Annotated in this window: 26 protein-coding genes and 1 pseudogene; 12 read left to right on the top strand and 15 right to left on the bottom strand. The window is 70.6% G+C overall.

Features of this window, described 5'->3' with window-relative positions:
- Positions 1-237: 237 nt before the first annotated feature.
- The 5 genes from RB628_RS09640 (at position 238) to RB628_RS09620 (ending at position 2,831) form a co-directional block, all read left to right on the top strand.
- Positions 238-780 (top strand): hypothetical protein, encoded by a 543-nt coding sequence (locus RB628_RS09640; protein ID WP_318319907.1) that lies wholly within the window; start codon positions 238-240, stop codon positions 778-780.
- Between the two features lie 258 nt (positions 781-1,038).
- Complete coding sequence (locus RB628_RS09635) at positions 1,039-1,704, top strand: nicotinamide mononucleotide transporter family protein (protein WP_318319906.1); 666 nt, start codon at positions 1,039-1,041, stop codon at positions 1,702-1,704.
- 100 nt (positions 1,705-1,804) lie between these two features.
- The gene (locus RB628_RS09630; RefSeq protein WP_318319905.1) at positions 1,805-1,987 is read left to right on the top strand and encodes a hypothetical protein; all 183 of its coding nucleotides are present in this window, start codon (positions 1,805-1,807) and stop codon (positions 1,985-1,987) included.
- A 114-nt stretch (positions 1,988-2,101) separates the two neighbouring features.
- Complete coding sequence (locus tag RB628_RS09625) at positions 2,102-2,284, top strand: hypothetical protein (RefSeq protein WP_318319904.1); 183 nt, start codon at positions 2,102-2,104, stop codon at positions 2,282-2,284.
- A 1-nt stretch (position 2,285) separates the two neighbouring features.
- Positions 2,286-2,831, top strand: a complete 546-nt coding sequence (locus RB628_RS09620; RefSeq protein WP_318319903.1) for a flavin reductase family protein — start codon at positions 2,286-2,288, stop codon at positions 2,829-2,831.
- Positions 2,832-3,760: 929 nt separating this feature from the next.
- On the opposite strand, the gene RB628_RS09615 is transcribed toward RB628_RS09620, so the two are convergent.
- Together RB628_RS09615 and RB628_RS09610 are read right to left on the bottom strand one after the other, a co-directional pair.
- Positions 3,761-4,156, bottom strand: coding sequence for a nuclear transport factor 2 family protein (locus tag RB628_RS09615; protein WP_318319902.1), 396 nt, complete (start codon positions 4,154-4,156; stop codon positions 3,761-3,763).
- Positions 4,141-4,593 carry a VOC family protein gene (locus RB628_RS09610; RefSeq protein WP_318319901.1) on the bottom strand — a complete coding sequence of 151 codons (453 nt, stop codon included), beginning with the start codon at positions 4,591-4,593 and terminating at the stop codon, positions 4,141-4,143. Before RB628_RS09610 ends, RB628_RS09615 begins: the two co-directional genes overlap by 16 nt.
- Before the next feature lie 188 nt (positions 4,594-4,781).
- Here RB628_RS09610 and RB628_RS09605 point away from each other — a divergent pair, with 188 nt between their 5' ends.
- Positions 4,782-5,816 carry an aldo/keto reductase gene (locus tag RB628_RS09605; RefSeq protein WP_318319900.1) on the top strand — a complete coding sequence of 345 codons (1,035 nt, stop codon included), beginning with the start codon at positions 4,782-4,784 and terminating at the stop codon, positions 5,814-5,816.
- An 80-nt stretch (positions 5,817-5,896) separates the two neighbouring features.
- On the opposite strand, the gene RB628_RS09600 is transcribed toward RB628_RS09605, so the two are convergent.
- The 9 genes from RB628_RS09600 to RB628_RS09560 form a co-directional block, all read right to left on the bottom strand.
- Positions 5,897-6,811 carry an ABC transporter permease gene (locus RB628_RS09600; RefSeq protein WP_318319899.1) on the bottom strand — a complete coding sequence of 305 codons (915 nt, stop codon included), beginning with the start codon at positions 6,809-6,811 and terminating at the stop codon, positions 5,897-5,899.
- The gene (locus tag RB628_RS09595; RefSeq protein WP_318319898.1) at positions 6,808-7,986 is read right to left on the bottom strand and encodes an ABC transporter permease subunit; all 1,179 of its coding nucleotides are present in this window, start codon (positions 7,984-7,986) and stop codon (positions 6,808-6,810) included. The genes RB628_RS09600 and RB628_RS09595 overlap by 4 nt, the downstream gene beginning before the upstream one ends.
- Positions 7,983-9,539, bottom strand: a complete 1,557-nt coding sequence (locus RB628_RS09590; RefSeq protein ID WP_318319897.1) for an ABC transporter ATP-binding protein — start codon at positions 9,537-9,539, stop codon at positions 7,983-7,985. The genes RB628_RS09595 and RB628_RS09590 overlap by 4 nt, the downstream gene beginning before the upstream one ends.
- 38 nt (positions 9,540-9,577) lie before the next feature.
- Positions 9,578-10,672 (bottom strand): BMP family ABC transporter substrate-binding protein, encoded by a 1,095-nt coding sequence (locus RB628_RS09585; RefSeq protein WP_318319896.1) that lies wholly within the window; start codon positions 10,670-10,672, stop codon positions 9,578-9,580.
- A 94-nt stretch (positions 10,673-10,766) separates the two neighbouring features.
- Positions 10,767-11,435, bottom strand: coding sequence for a flavin reductase family protein (locus RB628_RS09580; RefSeq protein WP_318319895.1), 669 nt, complete (start codon positions 11,433-11,435; stop codon positions 10,767-10,769).
- Between the two features lie 13 nt (positions 11,436-11,448).
- The gene (locus RB628_RS09575; protein WP_318319894.1) at positions 11,449-12,828 is read right to left on the bottom strand and encodes an amidohydrolase family protein; all 1,380 of its coding nucleotides are present in this window, start codon (positions 12,826-12,828) and stop codon (positions 11,449-11,451) included.
- A complete protein-coding gene (locus RB628_RS09570; RefSeq protein WP_318319893.1) occupies positions 12,825-13,847 on the bottom strand; it encodes an alcohol dehydrogenase catalytic domain-containing protein in 1,023 nt (340 codons plus the stop codon). Before RB628_RS09570 ends, RB628_RS09575 begins: the two co-directional genes overlap by 4 nt.
- Positions 13,848-14,098: 251 nt before the next feature.
- Positions 14,099-15,304, bottom strand: a complete 1,206-nt coding sequence (locus tag RB628_RS09565) for a PucR family transcriptional regulator (protein WP_318319892.1) — start codon at positions 15,302-15,304, stop codon at positions 14,099-14,101.
- 11 nt (positions 15,305-15,315) lie between these two features.
- Complete coding sequence (locus tag RB628_RS09560; RefSeq protein ID WP_318319891.1) at positions 15,316-16,761, bottom strand: aldehyde dehydrogenase family protein; 1,446 nt, start codon at positions 16,759-16,761, stop codon at positions 15,316-15,318.
- Positions 16,762-16,833: 72 nt separating this feature from the next.
- Between RB628_RS09560 and RB628_RS09555 the strand changes: the two genes are divergently transcribed.
- Complete coding sequence (locus tag RB628_RS09555) at positions 16,834-17,916, top strand: NAD(P)-dependent alcohol dehydrogenase (RefSeq protein ID WP_318319890.1); 1,083 nt, start codon at positions 16,834-16,836, stop codon at positions 17,914-17,916.
- Between the two features lie 132 nt (positions 17,917-18,048).
- Positions 18,049-20,250: a cytochrome P450 gene (locus tag RB628_RS09550; RefSeq protein WP_318319889.1), complete on the top strand. Its 2,202-nt coding sequence runs from the start codon at positions 18,049-18,051 to the stop codon at positions 20,248-20,250.
- A gap of 148 nt (positions 20,251-20,398) precedes the next feature.
- Here the strand turns inward: RB628_RS09550 and RB628_RS09545 are convergent, their stop codons facing one another.
- A complete protein-coding gene (locus tag RB628_RS09545) occupies positions 20,399-21,145 on the bottom strand; it encodes a sulfite exporter TauE/SafE family protein (protein ID WP_318319888.1) in 747 nt (248 codons plus the stop codon).
- A gap of 142 nt (positions 21,146-21,287) precedes the next feature.
- Here RB628_RS09545 and RB628_RS09540 point away from each other — a divergent pair, with 142 nt between their 5' ends.
- A complete protein-coding gene (locus RB628_RS09540) occupies positions 21,288-22,430 on the top strand; it encodes an acetamidase/formamidase family protein (protein ID WP_318319887.1) in 1,143 nt (380 codons plus the stop codon).
- Positions 22,431-22,482: 52 nt separating this feature from the next.
- Here RB628_RS09540 and RB628_RS09535 read toward each other — a convergent pair whose 3' ends face one another.
- The gene (locus tag RB628_RS09535) at positions 22,483-23,103 is read right to left on the bottom strand and encodes a GOLPH3/VPS74 family protein (RefSeq protein WP_318319886.1); all 621 of its coding nucleotides are present in this window, start codon (positions 23,101-23,103) and stop codon (positions 22,483-22,485) included.
- A 382-nt stretch (positions 23,104-23,485) separates the two neighbouring features.
- On the opposite strand from RB628_RS09535, the gene RB628_RS09530 reads away from it, so the two are divergent.
- Positions 23,486-23,743 carry a hypothetical protein gene (locus RB628_RS09530; protein WP_318319885.1) on the top strand — a complete coding sequence of 86 codons (258 nt, stop codon included), beginning with the start codon at positions 23,486-23,488 and terminating at the stop codon, positions 23,741-23,743.
- Positions 23,718-24,243: pseudogene (locus tag RB628_RS09525) on the top strand (hypothetical protein); the annotation flags it as partial. The gene RB628_RS09530 and the pseudogene RB628_RS09525, both read left to right, overlap by 26 nt.
- On the opposite strand, the gene RB628_RS09520 reads toward RB628_RS09525, so the two are convergent.
- Together RB628_RS09520 and RB628_RS09515 are read right to left on the bottom strand one after the other, a co-directional pair.
- Positions 24,218-24,652: a hypothetical protein gene (locus RB628_RS09520; protein ID WP_412180624.1), complete on the bottom strand. Its 435-nt coding sequence runs from the start codon at positions 24,650-24,652 to the stop codon at positions 24,218-24,220. The pseudogene RB628_RS09525 and the gene RB628_RS09520 sit on opposite strands and share 26 nt — an antisense overlap.
- 28 nt (positions 24,653-24,680) lie before the next feature.
- A complete protein-coding gene (locus RB628_RS09515) occupies positions 24,681-25,217 on the bottom strand; it encodes a dihydrofolate reductase family protein (protein WP_093903461.1) in 537 nt (178 codons plus the stop codon).
- A gap of 46 nt (positions 25,218-25,263) precedes the next feature.
- Here RB628_RS09515 and RB628_RS09510 point away from each other — a divergent pair, with 46 nt between their 5' ends.
- Positions 25,264-25,761: a hypothetical protein gene (locus RB628_RS09510; RefSeq protein ID WP_318319884.1), complete on the top strand. Its 498-nt coding sequence runs from the start codon at positions 25,264-25,266 to the stop codon at positions 25,759-25,761.
- The last annotated feature ends 197 nt before the right edge of the window (positions 25,762-25,958 follow it).

Raw genomic sequence — 25,958 nt, 5'->3', positions numbered from 1 at the left:
CGAAGGCAGCCACGGCTCGGCCCCGCGAAATGATCACCCGCTTCGCCGTCCAGTACGACACCACCAGCACCGCCGACCGGCCTCGCCTTCGACAGTGTTCGAGGAGCAGGCACACCAGGACCCCAGGCCATGACGCTGAGGGACCCCGGCAGGCCATGGCGGCATTTCATGTGCAAGCCGTCTGCGGTCACGGCCCGACACTGGACACACTGCTTCAGTCGGAGCACTCTTGAGCACATGCCACGTTTCAGGACCTTCTGGCAGATAGCCGACACACTTCCGGACTCGCGCCTCGTGCAAGCCCGCTGGACTCCCGTGCCGAATGGCATCCGCAGCGATCACCTCTTCCTTGCGAGGCACGTGCACCCCACACTGCTGCGGGAGTTGGACGAGTTCTGCCGGCACCTGGCGCACTCGAACCTGTACGTGCTGCAACCCGAGCTGGCGGCCACCCCGCCGGAGTTCCGCGTCCACTACGAGCGCGTCGACCCCGACCGGTTGCCGCTCCGCACCTTCGGCATCAGGATCAGCCGGGACCGCAAGGACTACACGTTCTGCGTCCGTGCGGACATGATGTCAGCGGCCCTGGTCCGGGAGATCAACACGGACTTCCTGCCGGCCCAGCAGGGCGCACTGCGCCTGCGGGGCAGCGCCCCCGAGACCGCCGAGCCGATCGATCTCGAGGTCCTCGGGGCGTTCTCCGGGCAGCACCGGACGGTGTACTGGGTCGCCGGACCTGCCGACGCGCCGAACGCGCCCATCTCGCCCACCGTGGCCTAGACAGACGCGCCGGGGCGCCCTGTCGGACACTGCCGCGCCCCAGCCTGGCCCGAGGGGGAGGCGCCGTCAGGCCGCAGCATCGTCGACCTGCCTGTCAGCCAAGGGCGACGATTTAGATCTTATAAGGCTTACATATAGACAATACGGGCATCGGCAGCCGAAACTCTGGCATATGGATCGCTTCCGTAGCCCGATATCCGACGACCCGCCGGACGGCAGGTTCACGCTTGACCCGTCTGAAGCCAGCCCGTCCGCCCGGTGAACGGGGTGAACTCCGAGGCGTTCGTCCTGTTCGACCAGCACATCCTGTGGTCGGACATGACTGGCAACATCCTCGGCCTGGCCGCCCTCGCCCTCGGCTGGCGCCGCTCCCTGTGGACCTGGCCGGTGCAGTTCCTGTCCGGCCTCATCCTCTTCGGGGCCTTCTTCGGCCACCTGGCCGGCAGCGCCGGCAAGCAGGCCGTCGTCATGACCGTGGCCCTGTACGGCTGGTGGCGATGGAACCGCGACAAGGGACGGTCCGGAAACGGCCAGATCACCCCCCGGTTCGCCACCTGGCGCGAGCGTGCGGCGATGGCCGGCGCCGTCACCGTCTGCACGGTCGCGGTGGCCCTGCTGTTCAAGGCCTACCCGACGCTGTCCTGGGACCCCTGGCCGGACGCCTACGTCTTCGTCGGCACGGTCGTCGCGATGTACGCCCAGGCGCGCGGCATGGTCGAGTTCTGGATCGCCTGGCTACTGGTCGACCTGGTCGGCGTCCCGCTGGCCTTCACCAACGGCTACGCCTTCTCCGGCTTCGTCTACGTCATCTACGGCGCGCTTGTCCTGTGGGGCATGCGCGACTGGTGGCTGCGCTCCCGCGGCGGACCGCGGGCCGCCCTGGAACTGCCCGGTGCGCACGCGCCCAAGGGAGTGCCGCAGTAACGGGCGGTCGAGACTCGCGGTGCGGGGATCGCCACTCTCCACCCGGGCGGGCGGAGGCCGACGCCGTAAACGCCTCACTGACAGCCCCAAGGTTCCACGCATGACCCAGCGACTGATCGACGAGGCCTTCTACGCGCTCGACGAAACGACCGGCAGCGCCCGGCGTCCCTCGGCACCCGCACAGCACACCGGCATGCAGGAGCCGTTGATCTTCTGGCGCGAGCCCGCCACATGGCGACCTTCCCGCCCGTTCGCACCACCGGCGGGCCGACGCCGCCGATGAGAACAACCTTGCCGAGTCTCCGCGCCTCACTTACAGCACGTATGCGAGATGGCATGTTGACATACGAGACACCTCATCTTAGCGTCGGGGCATCCCTAGCAAAGGCAAGACAAGATGAGATCCGCTTTCTCCCCGCCGGCCTCCCTGCCGGCCTCCCTGCCGAATCCCGCGACACGACGACCGTCCCGGATCACCGGCGGCGGCGATGCCTGCGGAGCACCCGGCCGCATCCACCGAGCCACCGAGTCGACGGCCTGCGGCGCGCCGGAGTGCGCCGGCGAGATGGCGGTGGTCTGACATGCCCACCCCCTCCATGGATCACGCCGTCAAGCGCCGGCCGGTCATCCGCCAAGACCCGCAGGCGTACCGCGACGGACTGTCCTCGATGGTCACGTCTGTCTGTGCAGTAACCACCGAAGTGGACGGGCAGCGGTACGGTTTCACCGCCAACTCGGTGACCAGCGTGTCGATGGACCCGCCGCTGATTTCGGTCTGTCTGGCCGACACCGCAGACGTCCACCCGGCCTTCAGCCAGGCCGAGTCGGTCGCCGTCAACGTCCTGGCGGCCGACCAGCACCCGGTGGCGCAGGCGTTCGCGACGGCCGGTGTCGACAGGTTCGCTGCGGCGCGCTTCAGTCCGGGTGAGCTCGGTCCACCCCTGCTCGACGGCGCCACCGTGTCGCTCGAGGGCGTCGTGCACCAGCGCCTCACCGCCGGCGACCACACGATCATCCTGATCGAGGTGGCCGGTGTGGTGGTCGGCGGAGGGGAGCCGCTCACCTATCAGGGTCGCCGGTTTCACACTCTGAACCCGCTGCAGCCGACCGGAAAGGATCCGTCATGATCACCTGGACGACCTCGCTCCCCTCGGCCGTCCCCGGCCCCGTCGAAGACCTCGCGGGACGTTCATCGGCCTGATCGGCCCGAGCGGCCGCAGAAAGTCCACCCTGCTGCGGGCATTCGTCTGAATCGGCGCGTACAGCAGCGGCAGCCTGACGCTCTCGGGACGACTCCGGCGCAGGGCTTGCGCGCTGAAGGCGATCGGACCGGTCCCCCAGGCCCCGCCCTGCTGCCATGGTCGACGCTACGAAAGGACGTCGCCCTGCCGGCCGGCATCAACCAGTCGGTGGGTCGGCCCCGCGGCCGTCGGCGCGGCGCGGACCGAGTCTCTCCACGGGAGATCCGGACGAGCTGCTGACGCCGGTCGGCCTCAGTGACTATGCCGGCAAGTACCCCGCAGAGCTGTCCAGGGGCATGCGAAGCGGTGGCAGTGCGGACCAGGCCGCGCCGTCCGCGGGCAGGCCCGGCCGGTCCGGCGGGCGTGGCCCGTCCGGCTCAGGCCAGGATCTGCGCCGCGATCATGGCGGGCTCCACTGGCAGGTCACCGTCCCTTTGACGGCGGCTTCTCTGCCGCGACAAGGCTGCCTACGGTCGAGGGCACGCCCGAGGCCCCCCGTATGCGCGGCCGGAGAGGGAGACGGTCGGCCAGGGCTGGGCACAGACGTCGACTGACAAGGGCGCCCTCGTTCTTCACAGGCGCCGCAGCCCGGGTCACCCACAACCGCGCACCGCGTCGTACGGTCTCTCGTTTTCCGGGGGGACGCAGGCGGGGTGCCCAGCGGTGTCTCCAGCGGTCTACTCGCATGGCGAGCGTCTCTCATTCGAGACAGCGTCACGCTCAGAGAATTGCCAGTCCGGGAAGGCACGGACACCCCGTCCGCACGAGAGGCGGACGGGGTGTCAGGGGGCCGGTCCGGACAGCAGGAAGGGGCGTCAGGCGAGCTGCCGCTGCACCTCACCGCTGTCCCAGTAGTCCGTGCGACGCGTGATGAGGCCGCCGGCGACAGTGAACACGAAGACCCCGCGCACTAGTACGGGGCGGTCGCCCGCCGACCGCATCAGAAACGTCATGACGTAGGGCACCGCGGCCGACTCGCCGTCGACGAGGACGCCCTCGGGCGCGTAGTGCAGGTCCCCGAAGTTCTCGAGGAACCCGGTCAGCGCGGCGCGGTACTCGGCGCGGCCCCTGCGGCTGTGTCCCAGCGACGACGTGTGCTCGTTGACGAAGTCCTCGGCCACGCAGGCGGCCACGGCGTCGGCGTCGTGCGCGTTCAACGCCGCGAGGTACGCCTCGACGGCGGCGCGGGTGTCTTTCAGGAGGAACCCCACTTCTTGCGGACCGAGTCGAACACCCGCTGGTCGTGGGAGATCTCGACGACGTTGCCGTCGGGATCCTTCAGAGCGCAGATGTAGCCGATGGGATCGGGCATCTGCCTCGGCTCCCAGTGCAGGCAGCCGAGCTCGCGGGCCCGGTCCGCGAGTGCGTCGACGTCCCCGCGCGCCGGCACCTCGATGCCGAGGTGCGCGAACGGGTGCAGCAGCCCCTGCGGGTTGCCCTTGTCCTTGTTGAACGACACCAGGACGAGCACGAACGGCGTCTCGGCCTGCTGGTCGTTGGAGAGCCAGACGCTCTCGCCGTCGGCGTCCTTGAAACGCTCGACCACGACCAGCGGAGTCAGGGTGGTGTAGAACGCGATCGCCTTGTCGAGATCGCCGGTCGGCAGCGCGACGTGAGTCCAGCGTGCCGAGGTGAGACCGGTGGCCACGGTACCTCCATCGTGAGTGGTTCGGATTTCTTCGAGACTAGGCGCGCACGCGCCCGGGGGTCGATGTGCTGCAGACACAACACGCAGGCCAGGGATGCTGGCCCCGCGCGACATCGGTTTGCGGCCTGCCGCTGTGCGAGCCTGCGAGAGGACAGCGACAGGGCGTCGGCTGGGAATACGAGGGCAGCGTGCACTACCGGATTCTGGGTGGGACGGGCATCGAGGTGAGTGAGCTCTGCCTCGGGTCGATGATGTTCGGCGCCTGGGGCAACACCGACGAGGCGGAATGCCACCGCATGGTGGCGACGGCGCTGGACGCCGGGGTCAACGTCGTCGACACCGCCGACGTGTACGCGTTCGGAGAGTCGGAGGAGATCGTCGGCCGGGCGCTGAAGGGACGGCGCGACGACGTCGTCCTGGTGTCGAAGGTCGCGAGCCGGATGCCCGCGGGCCCGCTCGACCGCAACCGGGGCGGCACCTCCCGGCTGTGGATCACACGTGCCGTGGAGGACAGCCTGCGCCGGCTGGGGACGGACCACCTGGACGTGTACCTCGTCCACCGTCCGGATCCCCACACCGACGTCGAGGAGACCCTCGGTGCGCTCAGCGACCTGGTGCGGGCGGGCAAGGTACGGGCGATCGGCTCGTCGAGCTTCCCGGCCGAGGACATCGTGGAGGCCCAGTGGGCGGCGCGGCGCGGTGGCCGTGAGCGGTTCACCGTGGAGCAGCTGTCGTACTCGGTCCTGGCCCGGCACGCGGAGGCCGCTGCCCTGCCCACCGCGCAGCGGCACCGCATGGGCGTCATGGTCTGGAGCCCTCTCAACGGCGGCTGGCTGACGGGCAAGTACCGGGCCGGCGCCGAACCGGCGGGCGACTCGCGCGCGCTGCGCAACAGCGAGCACTTCGACTTCGCCGACGAGCAGGTGCGTACGCGCAAGCTCGCCGTCGTCGAGGAGCTTGTCCGCGTGGCCGCCGAGGAGGGCTGCACGCTCGTCGAGCTGGCGCTGCGCTTCGTGCTCGCCCATCCCGGCGTCACCACGGCCGTCATGGGCGCGCGCACCCACTACCAGCTCCTGTCGCAGCTCACCGCGGTGGACCGGCCGCTGTCGGCCGAGGCACTGGACCGGATCGACGCGCTCGTCGCGCCGGGCAGCGTCCTCAACCCACTGGACGTCGGCCACACGCCGCCGGCGCTGGAGACCGCGGCGCTGCGCCGACGCTGACTGCGATGCCGCACACCCACGGCGGACACCGGCCCCGTGCCTTCGCGGGGCCAGCATCCGCCGTCGCCGGACCTGGCCCGTCACGTCGACCCACGCTCGAAGGGACGGCCGAGCGCGCCGGGTTCCCGGTGCTGCGTGGTGAACAGGAGCATGGCCAGGAGCGCCAGGAGATACGGGGCCGCGACGAGCAGCTGGGCGTTGAGGGTGACGCCGAGCGCCGGGAGCGCCAGGCGCATCGCGTCGGAGAGACCGAAGACCAGGCAGCCGAGCATGGTCCGGCCGAGCCGCCACGCCCCGAAGATCACGGCGGCGATGACGAGGTACCCGCGCCCGGCGGTCATGTTCTGGTTGAACGATCCGACCTCGCCGACCGCGAGGTAGGCGCCACCGAGACCGGCCAGAGCGCCGGCCCACAGCAGAGCCTGCCGGCGCCGCTTGTTCACCTTGATGCCCGTGACGTCGGCGGCCTGGGGGTTCTCCCCCACCGCCCGCAGTTCCAGGCCCCAGCGGCTGCGCTCCACCAGCCACCAGGTGAGCGGCACCAGCGCGAACAGCAGGAAGGCCGGCCAGCGTTCGGAGAACAGCGGCTTGCCGAGGAGGGGGATGTCCTGCAGCAGCGGGATCGACAACACCTCGACCTGGTGCGAGACGAACTCGTTCGTCGTGATCAGGTAGCTCGTCAGCCCGAGCACCAGCGCGTTCAGCACCAGGCCGACGACGAAGGTGTTGATCTGTGCCCGGTGGGAGAGGTTGCCGTGCGTGAAGCCGAGAACGAGGCCCGTCACGACGCCCGCCACGAGGCCGGCCGTGGCGCTGCCGGTCGCGCTCGCGGTGGCGATCGAGGTGAACGCGGCGCCGAGCATCATCGCCTCGACGGAGATGTTCATCGTGCCGGCGCGCTCGGCCACGTACTCACCGCAGGCGGCGAACGCCAGGGGCACGGTCAGCCGGACACCGCTGGCGAGAATGGTGGTGGTGCTGTCCAGAACGCTCACGCGGCTGCCTTCACCTTGGTCGGGACTACGGACAGGCCGGGCGTCGGCCGCGGGGTGCCACCGCGACGCCGGCGGAAGAGATCGAGGAGCACGGGAGGCGCGACGAACGCGAGGACCAGCAGTGCTTTGACGACATCGACGAGGTAGTACGGCACGCCCGTGGCCGAGAGGAAATCGCCGCCCGCGCGCAGTACGGCGAACACCAGCGACACCGGGATCGCGACCAGGGGCCGGTTGCGTGCGACGAGCGCGACGAGTAGACCGTCCCAGCCGAAGTTGTCCGAGAGCCCGGCCTGCAGGCGGTTGGTGCCGACCGGGCTGACCAGCAGCAGCCCGCCCGCCAGCCCCGCGAAGGCGCCGGACAGTGCCAGGGCGAAGCCGCCGAGCGCGGCCACCCTCACTCCGGTGTGCTTGGCGGTCAGCGGATTCAGCCCGAGCATTCGCACCCTGAAGCCCCACCGGCTGCGAGTGAGGACCACGGCGACACCGACAGCGGCGACGAGGGCGATGAACAGGCCGATGTTCCACTGCACCGACGGGTACTGCCCGAAGCCGCCGAGCTGGGCGCCTGCCGGCAGGGGGTTGGACGCCGCGTCGGCGATGCCCGAGGAGCCCTGCGCGCTCTCCTGCAGCCACGGCGTGCTGACCGCGAACGTGACGAGCTGGATGGCGAGGAACGTCATCAGCAGGGTGCTCACCGGGACGTTGACGCCGCGCAGGCGGAGCATCACCGCGCTGAGCGCGGCCCAGGCTCCGCCGCCGACGGCCGCGGCGACCAGCACCACGACCACCAGCATCGGGCCGGGCACGGCCAGCCGCAGCCCGACCCACGCTCCGACCAGGCCGCCGATGAGGACCTGTCCCTCCTGGCCGATGTTGAACATGCCTGCCGACGCGCAGACGCACGTACCGACCGCGACCAGCAGCAACGGCGCCGTGTTGAGGAGCGTCGTCGTCCATCCCGTCGCGTCGGCCAGGCTCCCGGTCCATATCGCGTCCGCCGAAGCACTCGGCGAGCCACCGGTCAGTACGAGCAGCAGCGCGGAGGCGCCCGCGGCGACGGCGACCAGTACGGCGGTCAGGCCCGCCGTCATCCAGCCGTCGCGCCCGGGCCGAAGCCGGGCGAGGAAGCGCCGGGCGAGGTCGTCCCCGTCCGTCAGCGAGGCGGCACTCATGCGGCCTCACCGCCGACCAGCATGCCCAGTCGCTCGGGAGTCGCCTCCGAGACGGGGAGTGCTCCGGTGATCCGCCCGGACGAGATCACCGCGATCCAGGTTGCAAGGGCCATGACTTCCTCGAGTTCGGTGGAGATGAGCAGCACTCCGACGCCGTCCGCGGCCGCCCCGCGCAGCCGGGCGTACATGTCCTCGATGGCGCCGACGTCCAGCCCGTGGGTGGGCTGCGCGGCCACCAGGACGCTGGGGTGACCGGACAGCTCCCGGGCGAGTACGACGCGCTGCTGGTTGCCTCCGGAGAGGCTGCGCAGCGGCGCGTCGAGCGAGGGCGCGATGATGTTGAACTCGTCCGCGAGGCGACGGGCCTCGGCGTGCATCGCGCTCCGGCGCAGCAGGAACCGTCCGCTGAGCTTGTCGAGCGACTTCATCGTCAGGTTTTCGGTGACACTCATGTCGAGGACGACGCCGCTTTGATGCCGGTCCTCCGGCACGATGCCGAGACCGGCCTTTCCGAGCGCGCCGGGCCGGGTCACGTCGACCCTGCGGCCGGCGACCTCGATGGTGGCGGCGGTCGGCAGGACCAGCCCGGCGAGGACTTCGCCGAGCATCGCCTGGCCGCTGCCCTCGACGCCGTAGAGGGCGCAGATCTCGCCCTCGCCCACGGTCAGGTCGACTCCTTGAAGAACCGTCACCCCGCCTTTTTCGACGGTGAGCCCGGCCAGGCTCAGGACGGGCGTGGGCCGGTCGTGGGCCCCGCCCCGGGCCGTGCGGGGCGTGTTGACCGGCAGCAGGCCGAGGGCGGCTCCCTCCTCGCGCAGCGACACGTCGCGGCCCACCATCTGGCGGGCCAGTTCCGGCGCGGTGGTCTCGGCGGTGACCGCCCGGAAGGCGACACCGCCCTTGCGCAGGACCGTCACCCGGTCCGTGGCCTGCACGATCTCGGCGAGCTTGTGGCTGATGAGGATGACCGCGCGCCCCTCCTCCTGCACCACCCGGCCGAGCACGGCGAACAGCTCCTGCGACTCGGCCTGGGTCAGCACCGAGGTGGGCTCGTCGAGGATCAGGATCTGAGGGTTGCGCCGCAGACACTTGACCACCTCGACGCGCTGCCGCTCGCCCGCCGAGAGCGCGTCGACGCGCGCCTCGGGGTCGACCGGCAGCCCGTACCGTGCGGCGACCTCGGCGATGTCGGCGCAGATGGCCTGCTTGTTCACCGCGCCGGTGTCGCCGAGTGCGACGTTCTCCCACACGGTGAGCCCGTTGATGAGGCTGAAGTGCTGGTGCACCATGCCGATGCCCAGCTCGGCCGCCTCCTGCGGGCTGTCCAGCGCGACCTGTTCACCGCGCACCAGCACGGTGCCGGCGTCGCGCCGGATCAGTCCGAGCAGAACCTTCATGAGACTGGACTTGCCCGCCCCGTTCTCGCCCAGGAGACCGTGGATCTCGCCGGCGTCGACGGTGAGGTCCACGGCGTCGCAGGCCGTGACGGACCCGTAGGACTTGGTGATGCCACGCAGCTCGAGGATCCGGGCCGCTGAGGTCGTCGGTGTCATCGCGTGTGAATCTCCTGGGTCGGTGTCGGCACGGTCGGTCAGCCGAGGCGATTGACCTCGGCCTCCGGGTCGATCTCCTTGTTGCCGATCTTCTTCATGAACTCGGCCAGCTGCTGGTCCTCGTCGCCCTGGCCCTTGCAGATCTTGATGGTCGGGTAGGGGTCGACGCCCAGCTGCCACACGCGCGGCGTGCCCATCTTCAGGTCGTCCTTGGCGAAGTCCTCCAGCGCGGCGCGGAAGTAGTCACCCGGGCTGAAGATCACCGAGATGTCGAACTTCGGGCTGGTCGAGGCACACCGGTCGGTGCCCGGGGTGAGGGTCAGCACGCCGCTGGCGTTCGCCACCTGCGCCGCGGCGTCGGTCGCGCCCCCGAGGTAGGGGTAGATGACCTTGGCACCCTGGCTGATCTGGGCCTGGATGGCTTCCTTGGCCTTCGCCGAGTCGTTGAAGTCACCGGTGTAGGTGCTCACCAGGGTGGCCTTGGGGACGACCTCCCGGATCCCGGCGAGGAAGGCCTTCGCTCCCAGGACACTGAAGTCGGCCTTGATGCCGGTGACGAAGCCGGCCTTGGTGTAGCCGCCCGCCTTCATCTTCAGGCCCGCGGCGTAGCCGGCGGCGAGCATCGACTGGTTGGGGTTGTCGGAGGACAGCATGATCCGCGGGGTCTGGTCGATGTTCGCCGACGACGGCACGTACCAGGCGGTCTTGGCGCAGACCGGCTCCTCGGAGGCAGGGATGGCGGCCTTGAGCTCACTCGCGGCGAGCGCGACCATGTCGACGTGCTGCTGGCACAGCGCGCGTGCGGCGCTGAGCGCGTCGCTCGCGGGCACGCTGCCGCGCTTGATGACCGTCCAGCCCTTTTCCTTGGCGTAGGCGTCCGCCGAGTCGACGAAACTCTCGTAGTAGCCGCGGTCGTTGATGTCGCCGGGGCTGAGGACACCTATGACGACCTTGCCGTCGCCGTTGACGTCGGGCTCGTTGAGGCCCGATCCGCCGCTGCCGCCGCTCGCCGCGGCGGCGGTCGCCTTGGGTGCCGTCGCGTCGTTGCCGGCGCAGCCGGAGAGCGCGAGGGCTCCTGTGAGGGCGAGGCCGAGCGCCGCCCTACTACGCCAGAGAGATCTGCCTGCAGTCATGTCTGCGGTTCCGTTCGCTCGGTGGCACCGCCCTGTCGAGGCGGTGGTGACTTCGGGGGATGACTTCGCGGGGGGGGGGACTTCGCGGGGGGGGTCAGTTGGCGGACCGGTCGGCCCGGTCGAGCTCGGCGTAGGAGACACGCTCCTGGTGGAAGATGGACTCCTCCCCCGCGGCGACGAACCACGGGAAGCCCATCCGCCCGACCGCTCGGACCCGGGTGGGATCGACGCGGCCCGGGGCGGACATGAGCGAGTCGTCGGTGGTGATGCAGACGACCTCGGCGAGGACGATGTGCACGCCCGAGAAGCAGGAGGTGTGGTCGCCGCGGTCGATCACCTCGTGCACCCGGCACTCCAGGTGCGCGGGGCTGTCGGCCAGCGACGGCGTGTCGACGACCTGTGAGGGCACCGATCGCCAGTCGGCGACGTCCATCTCGCTGACGCCGCGAGGGTATTCGCGGGCCACCGCCTCGATGTGCTCGGCGATCTCGGCGGTGGTGACGTTGACGACGAACTCGCCCGTGCGCTCGATGTTGAGCCACGTGTCCTTCGGCTCCTGGGTCGCCTCCCGCTGGGCGCCGATGGTGACCGCGATCAGCGGCGGTTCGCCGCTGACCGGCATGTAGTAGCTGTACGGCGCGACGTTGACCCCTCCGTCCGGGTCGAGCGTGGTGATCATCGCGATCGGCCGCGGTACCACCAGTTGCGAGAGCAGGCCCTGCTTCTGGGCCGGGGAGCGTCCGGACATGTCGATGACGTTCAACGGGTGGTCTCCTTTACGGGGTGCCCGCCGGCTTTGCCGGCCAGGTCGGGCGGGGCGTGATGCCGGCGCGCCGCAGGAGGTCGGCGGACCGCTCGGCGGCGGCCTCGGCTACGGCGGCGAGGTCGATGCCGGTCGGCTGCCGGTCGCGGACGACCACGCGGCCGTCGACCAGCACGTCACGGACAGTGCGCGACACGTGACCCCATACGAGCTGGCGGGCCAGGTCGCCGCGGGGCATCCAGGCGGGGTCACTGGTGTCGAGTACGACGAGGTCGGCGGCCTTGCCGACCTCCAGGGAGCCGGTCCGCCCGCCCAGACCGACCGCCTCGGCGCCGTCGACCGTCGCGAGCGCGAACGCCTGCTCGGCGCGGATGGGGTCGGGCAGGTCACGGTCGCGTTCGAGGCCGGCGAACAGATAGGCGGCCAGGAGGACGTCCGGGGCGTCGCCGGCGTTGTGGGCGTCGCAGCCCAGGGCCACCCGGCCGCCCCGGCGCACCAGCTCGGCGTGGCGCGAGGCCCGGGTGTAGCCCTGGGCGAGGCGCAGGTAGGCCCCCGGGCAGGCGGCGACGGCGGTACGGGTGTCAAGGATCGCGTCGACCTCGGCGTCGTCGAGCCACACGGCGTGCCCCAGCAGCAGGCGCGGGCCGAGTACGCCCAGTTCTCCGAAGTGGACCACCGGCCGGCGCCCGCAGCGCTGGGCGTAGGCCTCGATGTCGGCGGGCCCGGGCGAGACGTGCCAGGTCAGTCCGGTGTCGAGCCGCTCGGCCAGGTTCGCCGCTCCGGTGAAGAGTTCGTCGCTGGCGAGGTCGTGGCCGACGAGTGTCACCCATCCGGTGACCGGCCCGGTGGCCGGCAGGGACTTGACGATGTCCTCCTGCCGGGCGAGCACCTCGTCGGCGGGCGCGCCGAACGGCACGCCCTCGGCGTCCCAGCCCCAGCCGCCGACCCGAGCGCGGATCCCCGCGGCGGCCAGCCCGGCGGCGACCCGTTCCGGGTAGGCCACCGTGCCCGGTTCCAGCACGGTGGTGATGCCCCGGGACAGGCACTCGACGGCGGTGATTGTCGCCGCGAGTTCGTCGTCGTCACCGTCGGCGTGGGCGTGCAGCGGGACGATCCAGTCGAAGATCGACTCCTGCGAGCTGATGTGGTCCGGGATCGTGCTGCGTACGAGGGGGTCGACGGTCGTGTGCTGGTGGGCGTCGACGAGGCCCGGGATGACGACACAGCCCGACGCGTCGATCTCTCTCGCGTCCGGGAAACGGGCGCGCAGGTCCTCGGTGGTGCCGAGTGCGGCGATGCTGTCCCCGGACACGGCGATCGTCGCGCCGGTGAGGACCCGCCGTGCGGAGTCCATGGTGACGATGTCGCCCCCCACGATGAGCAGGTCGTTCATGGCGTGATCACGACCTTTCCTATGGTGTCGCGGGCGCCGAGCACGTCCCAGGCGTCGGCGAGATCATCGAACGGGAAGCGGGCGGCGGTGGGCAGGTGCAGGCCGTCGGCGAAACAGGCCGAGGTGGCGGCGACGAAGTCGGCCGAGGTGTAGCCCCCGGCGCCCAGCAGTTTCAGGCCGCGGTGGAAGACCTCTCTCAGTGAGAAGGACACCTGGTCGCCGCTGGTGTTGCCCAGCAGCACCAGTCGCCCGCGGATGCCGAGGCAGTCCAGTGAGGTGCGCCAGGTGCCGGAGCCGACGTGGTCCAGGACCAGGTGCGCGCCGGCACCGTCGGTGAAGGCGGTCACCGCTTTCGCCGGATCCGGTTCGTCGTTGCGCAGGGCCAGGTCCGCGCCGACCGCGCGGGCCGCGGCCAGCTTCGCGTCGCTGCCCGCGAACGCGACGACCGAGGCACCGGCCTGCTTGGCCAGCGCGATGGCCGCCAGGCTGACAGGACTCGCGGCCGCGTGCACCACGAAGGTCTCACCGGCGTCCAGTGCTCCGACGGTGTGTACCGCGTGCCACGCCGTCGCGAAGGCGGTGGGCAGGGTGACGGCCTCGTCGAGCGACACCGACTTGGGGACCCGTACGATCGATTCGGCGGACGCCAGGACGTATTCGGCCAGCGCGCCCGGGATGTTGCCGCCGAGGATGCGCGGACTGACGCAGTACGCGCGATCGCCCACCGAGCAACGTGGACAGCTCCCGCAGCCCTGGGTGGGGTCGGCGACGACCCGGTCGCCGGGGACTATGGAGCTGACCGCCGATCCGGTCGCCACCACCGTTCCGGCGAAGTCCATGCCCGGTACGTGGGGAAGACGGAAGCCGGGGATCAGACCGGGCCCCTTGCGCTGCAGCAGGTCCAGGCGGTTCAGCCCGCAGTACGCGACCTCGACGACGACATCGCGCGCACCGCACACCGGCTCCGGGATGTCCTGCGGAGACACGACTTCGGTTCCCCCGAAATCGGTCTGCACCATCGCTCGCACCGCGGCCCTCCTCACCTCTGCCGTCTCGCATTGCGAGGCGGTGGAACGTATTGTGGGGCCACTCTGCCCATGCCGACCAGTGCTGTCAACGCTTGTATGGAAAAACTGGGTTTCGTCGGCGTTTCACCGACTGTTGTCGGCATTTCGCTTGCTGTTAAGGCTCACAACGCAGGCCGCGGCGGCGCGTGAGCGGGTGCGGACGCATTGCGACGCACCCCCTGGCGGCACAGTCCAAGGACGGTTCAGCGTCCGGCGGAGACCGGTTCTTCGTCGTCGCCGCGCAGCCGCTGATCGTCGGCGGCGAGCAGGTCGAGCGCCGCGAGCGCCAGGTGCAACTGCGCCGAGGCGGCGGGAAGCAGGGGGTCCGTGCCGAGGAGGTTCTTGATCTGGCGGACCCGGTAGCCCACCGAGTTGCGGTGGAGATGGAGCTGTTCGGAGACGCTCTGCCGGCTGCCCCGCTCGGCCAGCCAGGCACGGAGGGTCGCCATCAGCTCCGGACGCTGCCGGATCGGCCCGAGGTGCGCCTCGGCGTACGCCTCCAGCTCCGCGCGCGGGAGGGGCAACAGCAGCTGGACCACCCCGCAGCCGGCGAAGGTGAGCAGCGGGACGCGCCGGCTCCTGGCCAGCCCGAGCAGCCGTTCGGCCTCGGTGAAGGACCGGGCCAGACCGATGGTCGAGTCGGGGTGGAAACCGCTCGCCGCGACGACGTGGTCACCGGCGGACTCGTCGCCGGTCATGAGGCGCAGCCTGCTCTGCAGACGTGCGAGCCCGACCTCGCCCGACGCCACCGTCCACGCCGTGCGCCCTTCCTGCTGCACAGGGTGCTCCAGCCAGGCGAGGGCGGTGGACCAGGCACGCAGGCGGGAGCCGCTGTAGTGCAGTACGGCACCGGCCGGCGGTCGCCGCAGATCGATCCCCAGTCCCGCGGCCGCCGCGCACACCGAGGGGCTCACCGTCCCGGACCGCAGCGCGGCGACGACGTCGGCCGGTGTGTGCCGCGGCGAGACCTCGGCCGAGGCGTCCCCCGCGCGCACGGCGTCGATGAGGAGCGCGGTGACGGCGGCACCGGCCAGCGCCTGCACCCGCGGATCGGCGGGACCGACGGTCAGCAGCACGCCGCCCACCGTCGTCCCCGCTCGCACGGGCAGCGCCGTGGCGCACAGCCCGTCGAGCGTGTCGACCAGCGGTTCGTCCACGCCGGAGAGCACGCCGTCCGCGACCGTGGCCGCAACTCCGGATCCGCCGTCGGTGGTCGCCAGCGGCACGCCCTCGGCGGACAGCAGCCGCACCTGCCGGCCGGTCGCCCGCAGAAGCGCGCGGAGCACGTCCGAGCGCGCGGCTCCGGCGAGCACGGCGTCGGTCAGTTCCCGCTCCAGCCCGGCGGGTTCGGCGTCCGGCCCCGCCCTCTCCCGGGCCGGTCCGGACCGCGCTTCTGCGACGGTTCCCATGATGTCGACTCTCAGCGGACCAACAACCGGATGGCCACGCCCTTCTCCTGGGTGTACTCGCGCAGCGCTCCGTACCCGCCACCCCGGCTGAAGCCGCTGTCCTTCTGCATGTTGAACGGGAAGCCGATCACTCCGGCGTCGTGGAACTGGTTGACCGCCACCTGCCCGGAGCGGACGTCCTTCGCCAGCCGCAGGGCCCGGGAGACGTCGTTGGTCCAGATGCAGGCCAGCAGGCCGAAGTCCGTGGCGTTCATCAGTTCGGTCGCCTCGGCCGTGTCGCGGAAGGACTGTACGGCGAGGACCGGGCCGAAGACCTCCTCGCGGGCGACGCGCATGCCCGCGTCCACGCGGTCGTACACGGTCGGCTGGACGAACCATCCGTCGCCGGTGGGCGCGCCACCGGTGACCAGTCGCGCGCCCTCGCGAGGCGCGTCCTGAAGGAAGCCGCTGACGCGGGCGAACTGCGCGGCGCTGACCAGCGGCCCCATGTCCAGGTCGGCGTCCCAGGGCCCCGTCCTGATCGCGGCCATGGCGGCGGCGACCCTCTCCACGACCTCGTCGTGCACCGAGGCCTCGACGAGCAGCCGGGAACCGGCGTAGCAGTTCTGCCCCGCGTTCTCGGTGATCGAGGCGACGACCGCTTCGATCGCCGTGTCGAGGTCGGCATCGGCGAACAGCACGTTCGGCGACTTGCCGCCGAGTTCGAGCTTCACCGGGACGAGGTTCTGCGCGGCGGCCGTCATGATCGCCCGCCCGGTGGCGGTGGAGCCGACGAAGCTGATGTGGTCGACGCCCGGGTGCGAGGTCAGTGCGGCGCCCGCCTCGGGGCCGCCCGCGACGACGTTGAGCACCCCGGGCGGGAAGCCGGCGCGGCGGGCGAGTTCGACGAGTGCGAACGGGGTCAGCGGTGCGATCTCGGACGGCTTGAGGACGACCGTGTTGCCCGCGGCGAGCGCCGGCGCGACGTTCGCGGCCATGAGCACGGCCGGCACGTTCCACGGGATGACGACGGCGCACACGCCGTACGGCTCGGGCACCGTGTAGCCCAGGTAGTCGGGACTGCGGGTCGGCAGCGTGACCCCGGTGAGCTTGTCGGCCGCGCCCGCGAAGTAGTTGACGATGTCGTGGGCGATGTAGATGTTCGTCCGGCCCCCGGACAGCGGCTTGCCCACGTCCCTCGCCTCTACGGCGGCCAGCGCCTCGACGTCGGCGAGGATCAGGTCGGCCCAGCGCCGGATCAGCGCCCCGCGCTCGCTGGGGTTGGTCGCCGCCCAGCCAGGGGAGGCGCGGCGCGCCGCGGCGACCGCGTCGTCGACATCGGCTCCGCCCGACAGTGCCACCTTGGTGATCACCTTCTGGGTGGCCGGATCGACGATGTCCAGGGTGCCGCCGTCACGGGCCGCGACCCACTCGCCGTCGATGAAGTGCTGGGAAGAAGGGAAGTCAACAGCAGCCATACGTGAACCTTGACCGACCTTGTCACGCATGTCAATATGCGATCTCGCTATGTGAGTCACTGAGGAGGCCTGGTGCGCGCCACCGCCGCTCTGCTGGAGCAAGCCGGACAGCCATTCGTCCTGACCGAGGTGGACCTGGAGGAGCCCCGTCCCGACGAGGTGCTCGTCCGCGTCGCCGGCGTCGGCATCTGCGGCACCGACCTCGAGTTCGCGACCTTCTTCCCCACGCCGGCGCTGCTCGGGCACGAGGGGTCGGGCATCGTCGAGAAGGTCGGCGCGCACGTCACCTCCGTACGCCCGGGCGACAGCGTCACCATGTCCTTCGCGTCGTGCGGCTCGTGCACGCTGTGCCGCACCGGCTCGCCCGCCTACTGCCGCGGCTTCGACGCCGTGAACTTCTCCGGCCGCCGCCCGGACGGCTCCACGGCGGTGACCCATGAAGGGCGCGAGGTCAACGCCCACTTCCTGGGCCAGTCGTCGTTCGCCAGCCACGTCGTCGCACCGGAGCGGGCGGTCGTAAAGATCGACCCCTCACTGGACCTGCGGCGGGCCGGACCCTTCGGCTGCGGATTCCAGACCGGCGCCGGCGGCGTGCTCAACGTGCTGCAGCCGCGCCCCGGCTCGTCGATCGCCGTCTTCGGGGCGGGGGCTGTCGGCGTGGCCGCCATCATCGCGGCCGCACTGAGCGGCTGCGCGATCGTCGCCGCCGTCGACGTGAACCCGGCCAAGCTGGAGGCGGCCCGCGGCTTCGGCGCCACGCACACTGTCGACTCCACGGCCGGACCGGCCGCCGAGCAGCTGGCCGCCCTCGTCCCCGAGGGATTCGACTTCGTCATCGACACCACCGGGCGCGAGGACGTCCTGCGCGTCGCGGTGGAGTCGCTCGGGCCGCTCGGCCGCGCCGGGGTCATCGGCATCGGGCCGAGCGAGTCGATGAGTTTCGAGTGGCGCAGCGTCCTCAACGGGCGCAGCGTCACCGGCATCATCGCCGGGTCCAGCCTGCCGCAGGTGTTCCTGCCCCAGCTGCTCGACCTGAACACCAAGGGCCGGTTCCCGGTCGAGAAGATGATCACCTACTTCCCGTTCGAGCAGATCAACGAGGCCGTCGCGGCGGTCCGGTCCGGCTCGGTCGGTAAAGCTGTGCTGACCTTCTGAGACGTCGCCCACCCTTCGTTGTCGCACACCGCGGCAGCACCTTAGGGTGGCGACGCCGATGAGGCACCAGACATCCGGTGGCGCGGCCGGACAACACCGCGCAGAAGGCCGAGCACGTGGAGCGTGCCCACCATGTCCGCCGACATCGACTTCGATCACCACTCCGATGAGGCCAACGCCGATCCGGTCGCCTACTACGCGCGCTTTCGCGAGTCCTGCCCGGTAGGCCGGTCCGCCGCCTACGGCGGCTTCACCTACACGACGCGGTATGCCGACGTGGCCCGCATCGCCCGCGACGACGAGACGTTCTCCTCGGCCCGCAGCGGCCACGGCGGCCAGGGGGTCGGCATCGTCATCCCCAAGGGACCGGGGCTCGATCAGTATCCGATCGAGCTCGACCCGCCGCGTTCGACCGAGTACCGGCAACTGATCAACCCGCTGCTGACCCCGGAGGCGGTCGAGCACCTGGTACCCATGATCGAGCGCCATGCCGCCCGCGTCGTGGACGACTTCATCGAGCTCGGCTCCTGCGACTTCGTGCGCGACCTCACCAACCCGCTGCCGGCCGCGGTGACCTTGGACTGGCTCGGTTTCCCCGAGGAGGACTGGGCGAAGCTGGCCGGGCCGATCCACGACATCTTCGCCGCCCCGGCCGGCAGCGAGCGAGCGGTGCGCGGGGCCGCCGGGCTGGCGTACATGGACCAGCGCATCCGCGAGCTGATCGCCGAGCGCCGCTCGACACCGCGGACCGACGCGGTCAGCACACTGGTGGCCGGCCGGCGTGCCGACGGCAGCAAGTTCAGCGAGGACGAGCTGGTGTCGGTGATCGGCCTGCTCATCGCCGGAGGCGTCGACACCACCACCTCCCTGACCGGATCCACGCTCGTCCACCTCGCCCGCCACCCGGAACAGCGGCAGAGGCTGATCGACTCCCTGGATCTGCTGGACACCGCGACCGAGGAGTTCCTCCGCGCGTTCGCCCCCTCACAGTCGATGGCCCGCACGGTCACCCAGGACGTCGAGGTCGGCGGCTGCCCGATGCACGCGGGCGACCGGGTGCTGATCCCGTGGGTCGCCGCGAACCACGACCCCGCCGTGTTCCCCGACCCCGAACAGGTGCGGCTGGACCGCGACGCCAGCCGGCATCTCAGCTTCGGGATCGGGTCGCACCGGTGCGCCGGCGCGCACCTCGCCCGAGCCATGTTCCGCGCGATGATGACGCAGGTGCTGACCCGGTTGCCCGACTACCTGGTGATCGAGGAGGGGCTCGTCGCCTACCCGACGCGCGGCAACCAGTCCGGCTGGGACGCGGTCCCGGCGGTCTTCACACCCGGTCCCCGGGCGACCGCGGCGGCGGGAACGGCCCGCGCGCTGCGCACGCCCACCCCGCTGCGGGTGACCGCGGTACGCGCCGTAGCCGAGGGTGTCGTCGCCGTCGACCTCGGCCTGCCGGACGGAGCCGAACTCCCCCCGTGGCAGCCCGGTGCGCACGTCGAGGTGAGGCTGCCCTCGGGCAGGCTGCGTCAGTACTCGCTGTGCGGTGACCCCGCCGACGCCACGACGTGGCGCATCGGCGTCCTGCGCGAGCACCTGGGGCGGGGCGGGTCGGCCGAACTGCACGAGCTGGCCCGCCCGGGAGCCACCTTCGCGGTACGCGGGCCGCGCAACCACTTCCCGCTCGTGCCGGCGGCTTCCTACCTGTTCGTCGCCGGCGGCATCGGCGTCACACCCGTCCTCGCCATGGTCCGTGCGGCCGCTGGGCGCGGCACGCCCTTCGCCGTCGTGTACGGAGGCCGCACCCGCTCGACGATGGCGTTCGCCGACGAGCTCTCCGCCGTCGCCGGCGACGCGCTCACCCTCCTCCCGCAGGACGAGGCCGGGCTGCCCGACCTTCCCCGGCTGCTGGGCGACCTGGACGCGGACACCGCCGTCTACGCGTGCGGGCCGGCGCCGATGCTGGCGGCCGTCGAGCGTGAGTGCGCCAGCCTGGGTCTCACCGACCGGCTGCATCAGGAGCGCTTCACGGCCGACGACGGCCTTGAGACGGCGTTCGACGCCGCGGAGAACCGGACCTTCGCGGTCCAGCTCGCGCGTACGGGAGTCACGCTCACCGTGCCTGCCGACCGCCGCCTCATCGAGGTCCTGCGCGACGCCGTGAGCGGCCTGTCCTACGACTGTGAGAAGGGGTACTGCGGCGCCTGCGAGACCCGTGTGCTCGCCGGGACGCCGGAGCACCGGGACTCCGTACTCAGCGACGAGGAACGTCTTGCCGGGCGCACGATGATGATCTGTGTCGGCCGGTGTCAGGGCGACCGACTGGTCCTGGACATCTGAGCCGTCCTCGCCGACGGACGGCGTTCGGGGACCGACGGCCCGGCACCAGCGGGCTGCCGCACGGGGCCGACAGCGGACACGACGTTCGCCGTCGGACCCGCGCCCGTGGCCGGGCCGGCGCGGCCCGGCCTTCCGTCTCCGGAAACGGTCAGCCGAAGGCGCGGATGCTCAGCCAGACGCCGGCCAGTACGCCGAAGCCGACCACGGCGCCACGCAGCACCGGCTCGCTCAGCCTCGTCGCCAGCCGGCCGCCGAGCACTCCGCCGACAAGGGACGCCGGCGCGACCACGAGCGCGATCATCCAGTGCACGGGGCCGAACAACGCGAAGACGACGAGCGACACGGTGGCCACGACCAGCTGCAACGTCCCCTTGAGTACGCTCACTTCGGCCAGCGGAGCGGACAGCGTCAGGCCGAGCAGAGCCATCAGGATGACTCCCAGCCCACCTCCGAAGTAACCGCCGTAGACCGCGCCGGCGAGCGTGCCGGCGTAGAGCTTGACGCGATGGTCACCTTCGTCGGCGCCGAGCAGTGCCCGCAACCGGGGCTGGAAGGCGAGGAGGGCACTGGCGCCGAGGACGAGGAACGGCACCGCGACCGAGAAGATCCGCGACGGAGTGAGCAGCAGCAGCGCGCATCCGGCGGCGGCACCCACTGCCGACACGACCGCCAGTGACGTCACGGAAGACGGGCGGGAAGACCCCTTCAGTGCCGCGACATTGCCCAGGTAGCCCGGCCAGAGCGCCACGGAGTTGGTGACGTTGGCGGCCACCGTACCCAGCCCGCCGGCGACCAGCGCGGGGAAGAGGAGCAGTGACCCGCCGCCGGCTATGGAGTTGACGAATCCACCGACAAGGCCGGCTCCGCCGATGAGAACAACGTCGCCGACATCCATCCAGGTCTCCTCTGCAGCACATATGCGAGATGCCATGTTGCCATACGAGACAGCTTTACGGCACGGACCCCCACCGGAAACACCGGTGCAACGGGACGTTCATAGCGTCGGGCCAGCCCTTCCACTCCCTGAAAGGTGGGCCATGACCGCGATCGACTCGCCCCTCCTCGACGTCGCCACCACCGGCTTCCCGATCCTCCAGCCCGGCCACGGAGCGATCGCGTCGACGACCTACGTCCCGGCCACGCCGGGGAACACCCTGTGGGGCCGCCTTCCGTGCGAGGCGGACCCACCGTGCGCCGTCGTTCAACCGGGCTCCGTAGTCACGGTCGACACGATCAGCCACGAGGGAGTGCTTGAGGACCAGGGCCGCAACCCCGTCGAGTTCTTCGGCCGTTACGGCGTCGGCGGCAGCCAGGTGCTCGATGACGCCCAGCAGGTGGCGGACTCCGGAATGCCGCACGACTTCGACGATGACGGACCGCACCTCGTCACCGGACCGATCGCCGTGGCCGGCGCCCGGCCCGGCGATCTGCTCGCGGTGACCGTCCTCAACCTCACCCCACGGGTTCCGTACGGCATGGTCTCCGCCCGCCACGGCTTCGGCGCACTCCCCGGCGAGCTGCCGTCGACGCCCGGTCCCGTCTTCACCTTCGCCACGGCACACGCGGATCACCACGGCGCATGGGGCCGGATGGCGGTGGATCCGACCGACCCCTCGCGCGGCTCGTTGCGCTTCCCGCTGCGGCCTTTCCTCGGCGTGATGGGCGTGGCGGTGCCCGGGGACGAGCGACCGCACTCGGTGCCGCCGGGGCGCCACGGGGGCAACATCGACATCTCCCTGCTCGGCGAGGGCTCCACGCTTTTCCTCCCGGTGCAGGTCGACGACGCGCTGGTCTACTTCGGGGACCCTCACTTCGCTCAGGGCGACGGCGAGGTCGCCCTGACCGCATTCGAGGCATCGTTGCGCGCCACCGTGAAGCTCGATGTGGTGCCGGGCGGTGCCGCCCTGCGGCCCGGCCACGGGCGCGTCGCACCGTTCGCCGAGACGGACGACTATCTGGTGCCCATCGGCCTGGACAGGGATCTGAACGAGGCGATGCGCGACTGCGTGCGCTGCGCGCTCGACCTGCTCGTGACCGACTACGGCATCGAACGCCATCTGGCGATGGCGTACCTCAGCGCGGCAGGCGACTTCGCGGTCTCCCAGGTCGTCGACGACGTGAAGGGCGTCCACGCAAGGATCCGCAAGTCCGACTTCCGCGAGGTCCGCCGACCGCACTGACCGGCGGAACCGATTCCCGCCGCGGAAACGCGATGCGGACCAGGCGGCGGGTTCAGGTCCAGGAAGAGAGCGTTCCGAGCCACACAGAGTCGGCGACCGCGGTCAGAATCTGGGCACAAACCGGGTTCGCCGACCGCAGCATCGTCTCGTACTCGCTCCAGTCCCGGCCGCCCGACGCGGCCCCACACGCACTCGCCAGTGCGGCCAGCGCGATCAAGCGATCAGAGGAATCAGCCGTATCACCAAGGGACCGGACCACGGCATCCCGCATCCCTCCAACCAGGACGTCGTAGCGACGAGCCCACCAGGCCGCCAACGGCAACCGTCCCCGCGTGCGAACGAGGACACGCTCAGCGATCAAGCCAACCGCCAGCCGCTTGTGCGCCCCGATGCTCAAAACCCTGACCCACTCCGACGCCGTACGCAGTTTGCGAGACGACCGGATCCGCACGAGCACCTCGCCGAGCGCCCGGTCACGCGGCTGCGCACCGTGGACGGCGACAATGCGTCCGTCCAGGACGTCGATGAAGCCACCCAGAGCGAGTTCCATCAGCATCGCGCCGCTCAGGCCGAAGCCGAGGCCGGTGCGATAGCCGGGAACACGACCTTGCTCGTCCAGGTACACAGCCAGCATGAAGTCTCCGCAAAGGCCGGAGGTGGCATCGGTCTTCATCCTGTTCTCCCCATTACGGCACTCCGGCTTCAGCTTCGGGGTCCTTCCGGACCGGGCAGGAGCCGAACCAGATCCCGAGGAGTGTTCGCAGCACTATGACGGGCCCAGAGTCCTCGCGTCAATGCAAGACATCGTCCTGGAATGCGGAACACAGCTCGCTTGTTCCGGCCAGACTCCCAGATCGTTATTTCGGCGGTATGTCATAACACCGAGAGGCATCGGCAGTGACTGCGACCGTTCAGCCGCATTGCGGCACGGACATCCACCGCTGCAGTGCCCACGATCACCGGTATCTCGGTGCTGCACCCGAAATGTGCGGTGCCCACCCGCTTGCCCGTCCTGTGGGTCCGCCGCCGCCGGCTTCGGAGCGGTCGCTGCGGTCGTGGCCAGCGTCGGCGCGTTCACCTTCCTCCTCGCCGGCCAGGGCTTCCTGGACGACACCAGCATCATGCTCAGCCTGTGCGATTACGGCGTCACCTGCACGATCACCTCAGAAGCTGTTGTCTTTCCGGACTTGAGGACTGCGTTTCCGCTGGTCAGGCGTAGGGTCGGCGATCCCGTGGGAGTTGTGGCCTGTCGTGCTGTCGCTGCCCGGGAGGTCGTGGACGCCGTCGGTGGTTGGTCTGTTGGAACAGCGTGAGCTGGGTGCTCGCCGTCGTGTTGACGAGCTGCGGGAGGAAGCCGACCGTGTCCAGGCCGAGTTGGCCGTGGCCGAGCGGGAATGGAGGGAGTGGGCCATCGCCTGCTCGCGGGTCGGCGAGGTGCTGGCCCCCGTGGACGAGAGCGGGCAGGACCCCGCCCGGGCCGAGGGGACCGCGCCGGCCGCCGGGGAGCAGACCGGAAAGACGCCGCAGGTGCCGGAGGCAGCGAAGAGGAAGTCGCAGGTTCCGATGTGGCGGGAGGGACTGGCCTGGTCGGTACTGTCGGTGGGACTACCAGCGCATCCTTAGGGCGCTCGCGGACCGGGACCGGCTCCATCAGGGGCCGTTGACCTGCCAGGAGTTGGCCGTGTTGTTCGGTCTGGACGTGGTGCCGGCACGGGTGGAGGCATTGCGGTCGAAGGCGAAACGCCTGGTCGCGCGGGGCTGGCTGGCCGAGGGGCAGCCGGGCCGGTTCACGGTGCCTGCTCGAGGCGCCGCACGAGCCCCTGCCGAGGGGGACGGCCACGGCGGCTCGACTGCCCTCGACGTACGGGATTCCGTTCGCGCAGCCCGTCTTCCACCAGGTACTCGTAGAAGGACCGCACGGCCACCACACGTTGCTGGACGGTCGCGTTCGCCAGTCCCGTCTCCGGATGCAGCGGCGCCTTCGCTGATCGCTGGCGGGGACGGTCGAGCATGTCCCCGATCCAGGCGGCAACCGTGTCCGCACCGGCCAGTACGGGATCTGTGCCTTCAACTGCACAGAACCGCAGGTGGTCCTCGACCGCCCGCCCGTACGCGTCGATAGTGTTGGAAGCCCGACCGATGTTCGCCATGAACTGCAGCCACCGTCGGGCCAGTTGACGTTCAGCGAGAGTGGGGAAATTGCCCCACGGGATGGGGGCCATGACAGCAGGCTAGTAGTTGCGACCGTGCCTACTTGCGCACGTGGAAGCGCAGCATGGTGACCCCGCCCGACTGGACGTTGCTGAACGGTTCCAGGTCGATCCGGTCGAGGCCCGGCGGCGCGAAGCGGACGCCGTCGCCGAGCAGCACCGGCAGCACGTACACCAGGATCTCGTCGACGAGGCCGCGCTGCAGGCACTGGGCGGCCACGTCGGCGCCGAGGATCTCCAGGTTCTTGTCGCCGGCGGCGCGGCGTGCCGTGGCCACGGCTTCCTCGATGTCGCAGGTGAGGAAGGTGACGTTGGGGTCCGGCTCGTCGGGCGGGCGGTGGGTGAGGACGAACTGCGCCCCGCCGTCGTAGTCGGTGTTCTCGTCGGACATGCGCTTGCCGACCTCGTACGTGCCCCGGCCGATGAGCATGGCGCCCGTGGCCGCCATGACCTCCGGGAACGTCGCCGACGTCATGTGCTCGAAGATCCAGTCCATCGTGTGGCCGGGACCGGCGATGAACCCATCGAGGGACATCACCCTGTTCACGACCACTTTGCCGGTGCTCGCATCCGTCATGCGTCTTCTCCAAGCAGGTGGAGGGCCAGGATCGCATCATAGGTCGGTGAGCAACATCTTCTCCGGCGGTAGCCACGACCTGGACCTGTCCAATGGCGCCACCGCGGTGTTCATCGACGTGCTGATGCTGGCCGTGTCCGATCTCGCCTCCGAGGACCGGGACTTCCGCTTCGCGGCGCTGCTGACCCTGCAGGACCAGAACGTCATGGGGCGCGGTGCCGTCGGGTTCGACCTGGCGGAGTTCGACTGGGGTGCGACGGAGCGGGAACGCGCCCGCGCGAAGGACTTCGTGCTGCGTGCCACAGCACTCGCGGCAAGCGGACATCGCTGGAGCGAGCTGGGCTACCACCCGCCCCGCGTGCATGACTACCTGCACCGCTTCACGACCATGGTGGAGTCCTGCGCCCCGCCCGCCTACCGCAGCGCCGCACGCGGCTGCCCCGGCCCGGACGAGGCCGCGATGGCCTCGTGCGTGCGCCACCGCGTCCTCAGCGCGCTCCCGCTCTGGGACGGCTGCTTCCTCTGCAATCGGCCGCACTACTAGTACTACAGCCGGTGGTTCACGTGACGTGACGGTGGTTGGCTCGTTGCTCCGTTCGTGGGGTTGAAACTGCCGCTGGGCGTGGTGCGGACGGACGAGCTGACCGAAGGCCAAGTGCGGGAGCTTGAGGGGAGGTTGGAGGCGTTGTGCGCCTCGGTGGACGATGTGTTCGCGCGTCCGGCCTCCCGGGAGAACCTGCG

Source organism: Streptomyces sp. ADMS (genome assembly GCF_033441795.1).
GTDB lineage: Bacteria > Actinomycetota > Actinomycetes > Streptomycetales > Streptomycetaceae > Streptomyces.
The sequence above is the reverse complement of the archived record's forward strand: the minus strand, read 5'-3'. Positions and strand labels throughout refer to the sequence as shown.